The organism is Alterinioella sp., from assembly GCF_058343375.1.
On record NZ_JBTUJH010000025.1, the window covers coordinates 1 to 5523 of the forward strand.

Here is a 5523-nt window from a genome sequence, read left to right on the forward strand (position 1 = left end):
GAAAATGCCGCCGATTGGCAAAGGACTGGGAGAAAACCATTGCGAGTGCCGAGGCTTGGGTCCTCATCGCCCATATCAAGCGCATGACAAGGCTACTCGCAAGAGATTGAAAAGTATCAGATCATTTTGAATCGGACTCTAAAGCCGCCAATCAGCAAGGCTCTGCACCGGCTGCAGATACCCGGTTTCAACATCGCGGCGGTTGCGGATCGGACCATGCGTATATTGCCGCGCAACAGGGTGGTTCGGGTCCAGCACGCCGAGGCCGATCAGGATCTGGGAAATGGTGGCCTCGGCCGCGCGGGCACCGCCATCTTCGATCTTCACGGCCACGCCCATCCGGCTTTCGGGCAGGATGGCAATATACACACCCTCGGCCCCGGTCTTTACCGCAACCCGGCCTTCCATCGCGCGCATCAATTCGGTGCAGGCCCGGCCCTCGCCGGCCACAAGATGCGGATGGGCGGCCATGGCACGGGTCAGGCGGGCCATCGCCCTGTCGCGGGTATCGCCCGATTCGGTGGCGGCGGCAAAGGCGGCCATGGCGCGGGCCAGCCCGGTGATGCTGCTGGCATGGTTGGGGGCCGAACAGCCGTCAATGGCGGACCCTGGGCTGGTTTCACCCGTGACATCCTCAAAGGCGGCAAGAGCCGCCTTTTGCACCGGATGATCCAGGTCGATATATTCCGGCCCGGCACCCAGATGTCTGGCAAGGGTCAGGAACCCCGAATGTTTGCCGGAACAGTTGTTATGGATCTGGCAGGGGGGCTCATGGGCGCGAATCAAACCATCGCGCGCCGCACGATCATTTGGCTCTTGCGGGCCGCAGCGCAGGGCGGTTTCCGGAACCAGCTGCAACGCGGTCAACCATTCGGTGACCATATCAGTATGGATCGCGGCCCCCTGATGCGAGGCACAGGACAGCGCCAGTTGGGCGTCGCCAAGGCCAAAGGCGTCAGCCGCGCCGCTTTCGATCAGGGGCAGCGCCTGGATCATCTTGCAGGCCGATCGCGGCAGGATCACCGCCTGCGGGTCGCCCCATTCGGCCACGACATCGCCGCCCGAATCCCAGATAATTGCATGCCCGCGATGCAGGCTTTCGCAAAAGCACCCGCGCCAGATTTCGACCAAAGGCTGCGCCTGTCCCATATTCGACCTCTCCTGCCGGGAATATCCGGCGATTTTCCGCTACCGGGGCTTTTCCAAATGAGGATTTTCAGGTAAATCTCTGCACCGCAGTTAAGGATTGGACGAGGCCCAAGCGCAAGACCTGATGAACGGGCATGGGTTTCAACCAGAGGCAGAGGCAGAGACGGCTGGAGGCTGGATCACTATGAAGAAACTTGTTGCGGGATCGGTTATTGCACTGATGCTATCGACGCCGCTATTTGCGCAGGAAAGCGGCGAATCGTCGAATCGCGTCAATGCAGAGACGGATTGGAGCGTGTTCGTCGAGGATGACCCGACGCAATGCTGGGTGGTCTCGGCCCCAAGCGAGACGGTGAACACCCGCGAGGGTCGCGTTGTCGCGGTGCGGCGGTCCGATATCTTGCTGTTCGTCAGCTATTGGCCATCGGAAAACCGGATGGGCGAGGTCTCGTTTACCGGTGGCTATCCGTTCGCGGATGGATCGACCGTTTCGCTTGAGATCGGCGGTTCAACCTATGAGCTGTTCTCGCAGGGTGAAATGGCCTGGGCGGCGTCGGAACAGGATGATCAGCGGATCATCACGGCCATGAAACGCGGTGCCGAGGCGGTTCTGACCGCACGGTCGCGCCGGGGCACGCAGACGGTTGATACCTTTTCGCTGCTTGGCTTTACCGCCGCGGTGGAAGATGCCGAGGCCCGCTGCGGTGCCTGATACCCGCCTTTAGACAGGGTTTGCCTTGCGATGCGGATGCCTATATGTGTCCGCATCCCTTCAAGGAGGCAATTCATGCCCGCCAGCGCCCCGATCACGCAGGATGTCCTGACCATTCCGCGCAAATTGCCCGACGGCCCCATCAATATCGTGGGGCTGACGCGCGAAGGATTGCGCGCGGCGCTGATTGCCGCCGGCACCCCGGAGAGCCAGGCGAAAATGCGGACGCGGCAGATCTGGCAGTGGATCTATGAAAAGGGTGTGCGCGATTTTTCGGTGATGACGAACCTTGCAAAGGGCTATCGTGCCGACCTGGCCGAACGGTTTGTCATTGCAGTGCCAGAGGTGGTCACCCGCACGGTTTCTGCGGATGGCACGCGGAAATATCTGGTGCGGATCGCTGGCGGGCACGAGGTTGAGGTGGTCTATATTCCCGAGGCTGACCGCGGCACGCTCTGCGTTTCCAGCCAGGTGGGCTGCACGCTGACCTGTTCGTTCTGCCATACCGGCACGCAGAAACTGGTCCGCAACCTGACGGCGGGCGAGATTGTCGGCCAGATCATGGTGGCGCGTGATGATCTGGGCGAATGGCCGGAACTGGGCCGGGCCCCAAAGAATGAAACCAGACTGCTCAGCAATGTTGTTCTGATGGGCATGGGCGAGCCGCTGTATAATTTCGAGAATGTCCGCGATGCGATGAAGATCGCGATGGATAATGAAGGGATCAGCCTGAGCCGCCGCCGGATCACGCTCAGCACATCGGGCGTGGTGCCCGAGATTGCGCGCACGGCAGATGAGATCGGCTGCATGCTGGCAATCTCATTCCACGCCACCACCGATGAGGTGCGCGACAAGCTGGTTCCGATCAACAAACGCTGGCCATTGGCTGATCTGCTGGACGCGCTCAGGGCTTATCCGAAAGCGTCCAATTCGGAACGCATTACCTTTGAATATGTGATGCTGAAGGGCGTGAACGATTCCGACGACGATGCGCGGCGGTTGGTCAAACTGATCAAGGGCATTCCGGCCAAGATAAACCTGATCCCGTTCAACGAATGGCCCGGCGCGCCCTATGTGCGGTCGGATTGGGAGCGGATCGAACGCTTTGCCGATATTATCTACAAGGCCGGGTATGCCAGCCCGATCCGCACCCCGCGCGGTGAAGATATCATGGCCGCCTGCGGGCAGCTCAAATCGGCCACCGAACGGGCCCGCAAAAGCCGGGCGCAGATTGCGTCAGAGGCGGGGTTGCCCGAATAAAGCACTTCTCGCAATAGCCGGGACAGGGCGCATCGCTTGGACCGCGTTGAAATCTTGGATTTCAGGCAGCGTCAGGTGAGTCAGGTTTTCTGAGAAGTGTTATAGCGGCGAATGAATCTGGTGTCGGAACATGAAAAAGGCGGCCCCCGAGAGGGCCGCCTTTTCCTATTCAATAACCAGAACGTTGATCAGTTGGCTGAGATAGCGGCTGCGATCAGGATCAGGGCCAAGAGCGGAACCAAGATGCCGCCAGCGGAGGAACCTGTTTCTTCCACGATGACAACGGGTTCCAGAACGGGCTCAACCGCGTAGCCACCCGCAAATGCGGAGGTGGCGGCGACGGAAAGAGCGGCTGCAAGTGCGAGTTTTTTCATAGTATCCTCCAAGATACGCCCCTGAAATTCGCGCGGTATTACGCATAGTGGGGCACCCAAGACTGTACCTCGTGACATGTTTTAATCAGCAATATCCTAGGATTGCAATGCCGGGAACGGCCCCGATCACGCGAGATCACCCGTTTGTCGTCAAAAAAGCAACACTTGAGTGCCGTTGCCCGTCATGTCGAACAAATTGGCATTATCGGCATTCTACAGGTTGATGCCGTCACTGAACACCCTAGGCCCGACGAGCCATGTATCAGAATTGGCAGATCTGTGCCGGATATGTTTGATCGGGCGCGGGTCGGGCTGTAAGGGTTTAACGAAACGCTCCAGCTATCAGGCAGTATCCGACATGTTTCGACGTTCTTTTCTGGCGACCGGTGCCATGGCAGTTTTGGCGGCCTGTTCCACGGTATCGCAGCCGCGTCTGGGGTCGGATGGGCGCCCTTTGCCCGCGATTTACCGAATCAACCCCGATGATATCGGTGATATTCAGTTTCGCGTGCTGGACAGTGTGAACGCCCTGCGCCGGGCCGCGGGTGCCCCCGATCTGCAGCTCAACGCGGCGCTGAATGCGGCGGCGGCCACCCATTCACGCGACATGTCGGTGCAAAACCGGCCCTGGCATTTCGGGTCGGACGGATCATCACCGATCGAGCGCGCCGCGCGGGCCGGGTATTCCGGCAGTGTTCTGGGCGAAAACATCTCGGAAACCTACGAGTCAGAGCTGGAGACCGTCGCCGCCTGGATGGAACTGGCCGACACCCGCGAAGTGATCACCGATCCCGCCGCCCGCGATCTGGGTATTGCCTATTTTCAGGAACCCAATGGCAAGATCTGGTGGACCATGGTCACCGGCACCGGTGTCAGCGGTCAGTAATCGCGGCCATCTGCGCGTTCGGCGGCCAGGGCTGCATCCAGCCCGGCGCGATAGGTCGGGTATTTCAGTTTCACGCCAAGCTCTGCCTTGATCCGGGCATTGCTGACCTTCTTGCTTTCGGCATAGAAACTGCGCGCCATCGGGGTCAGATCGGCCTGATCAAAGGGCATGGCAGGGGGCAGGGGCAGGTTCAGGATGCGGGCCGCATAGGCGATCACATCCTCGGGCGGGGCCGGGTCATCATCGCAGACATTATAGATGGCACCGGGATTGGGCGCGGCCATCGAGGCCAGCAGGGTCTGCGCGATATCATCGACATGGATGCGCGAAAACACCTGCCCCGGCTTGATGATCCGGCGCGCGGTGCCGTTTCTGACCTTGGTGAAAGGCCCGCGACCGGGACCATAGATGCCGGGCAGGCGAAAGATATGCAGCGGCAGCCCATGATCACGGGCCATCGCCTGCCATTCGCCCTCGGTCACCACCCGCGCCTGCCCGCGTTTGGTGACCGGGTTCAGCGGCGCGGTTTCATCGACCCAATCGCCGCCGTGATGGCCGTAAACCCCGGTAGTGGACAGGTATCCGACCCAGGTGAACCGGCGGGCCAGAGCCTGCATCATCGGGCGCAGATGTTTCAGCACCGGGTCCTGACCATCCTCGGGGCCTGCGGTGATCAAAACATGCGTGGCCTGTTCCAGATCGGGGCGCAGATCGCTGCCGGGGAAGATGCGGCTGGACACCGCGATATCACCCAGAGCCTTGGCCTTGTGCTCTGAGCGGGTGGTGCCGATCACGCTGCCGGGCCGTAGGGGCTGCATCGCCTGCACCAGCGCATTCGCGCTATAGCCCATTCCGAAAATCACCAGTTTCATTGCAACCTTTCCACCGCCCATCGTGCCGCGTCCGCCACAGTTTCATCCGGGTCCTCCAGCAGCGCCTGCGCCGCGCCGATCAACGCAGGGTCGGCGCTATTGCCAATCGCATAAAGCACATTTCGGATAAACCGGTTGCGCCCGATGCGCTTGACCGGATTGCCCGAGAACATGGCGCGAAAGGCAGCATCGTCCAACCTGGCCAGCTCCGCCAGTTTCGGGCTTTGCAACTCAGGCCGCGCCGCATAGCGGATCTCACGCGCCGCAACG

Annotated in this window: 6 protein-coding genes and 2 pseudogenes; 4 read left to right on the forward strand and 4 right to left on the reverse strand. The window is 60.8% G+C overall.

Going from position 1 to position 5523, the window contains the following annotated elements; translation table 11 throughout:
- Positions 1 to 110 (forward strand): annotated as a pseudogene (locus ACW8PS_RS04865) (IS5/IS1182 family transposase); the annotation flags it as partial.
- 28 nt (positions 111 to 138) lie between these two features.
- On the opposite strand, the gene ACW8PS_RS04870 reads toward ACW8PS_RS04865, so the two are convergent.
- Positions 139 to 1149, reverse strand: coding sequence for an asparaginase (locus ACW8PS_RS04870; RefSeq protein ID WP_491526175.1), 1011 nt, complete (start codon positions 1147 to 1149; stop codon positions 139 to 141).
- Between the two features lie 220 nt (positions 1150 to 1369).
- On the opposite strand from ACW8PS_RS04870, the gene ACW8PS_RS04875 reads away from it, so the two are divergent.
- Together ACW8PS_RS04875 and rlmN are read left to right on the forward strand one after the other, a co-directional pair.
- Positions 1370 to 1861: an invasion associated locus B family protein gene (locus tag ACW8PS_RS04875; protein ID WP_491526180.1), complete on the forward strand. Its 492-nt coding sequence runs from the start codon at positions 1370 to 1372 to the stop codon at positions 1859 to 1861.
- 75 nt (positions 1862 to 1936) lie between these two features.
- On the forward strand, positions 1937 to 3121 hold the full coding sequence (gene rlmN, locus ACW8PS_RS04880; protein WP_491526176.1) for a dual-specificity RNA methyltransferase RlmN: 1185 nt from the start codon (positions 1937 to 1939) through the stop codon (positions 3119 to 3121).
- 188 nt (positions 3122 to 3309) lie between these two features.
- On the opposite strand, the gene ACW8PS_RS04885 is transcribed toward rlmN, so the two are convergent.
- Positions 3310 to 3495 (reverse strand): hypothetical protein, encoded by a 186-nt coding sequence (locus ACW8PS_RS04885; RefSeq protein ID WP_491526177.1) that lies wholly within the window; start codon positions 3493 to 3495, stop codon positions 3310 to 3312.
- 358 nt (positions 3496 to 3853) lie between these two features.
- On the opposite strand from ACW8PS_RS04885, the gene dalA reads away from it, so the two are divergent.
- Entirely contained in the window at positions 3854 to 4381 is a 528-nt protein-coding gene (gene dalA, locus ACW8PS_RS04890) for a divisome-associated lipoprotein DalA (protein WP_491526178.1), read from the forward strand.
- On the opposite strand, the gene ACW8PS_RS04895 is transcribed toward dalA, so the two are convergent.
- Both ACW8PS_RS04895 and ACW8PS_RS04900 read right to left on the reverse strand, forming a co-directional pair.
- A complete protein-coding gene (locus ACW8PS_RS04895) occupies positions 4375 to 5253 on the reverse strand; it encodes an SDR family oxidoreductase (protein ID WP_491526179.1) in 879 nt (292 codons plus the stop codon). The two genes, dalA and ACW8PS_RS04895, sit on opposite strands and share 7 nt — an antisense overlap.
- Positions 5250 to 5523: pseudogene (locus ACW8PS_RS04900) on the reverse strand (tRNA epoxyqueuosine(34) reductase QueG); the annotation flags it as partial. The gene ACW8PS_RS04895 and the pseudogene ACW8PS_RS04900, both read right to left, overlap by 4 nt.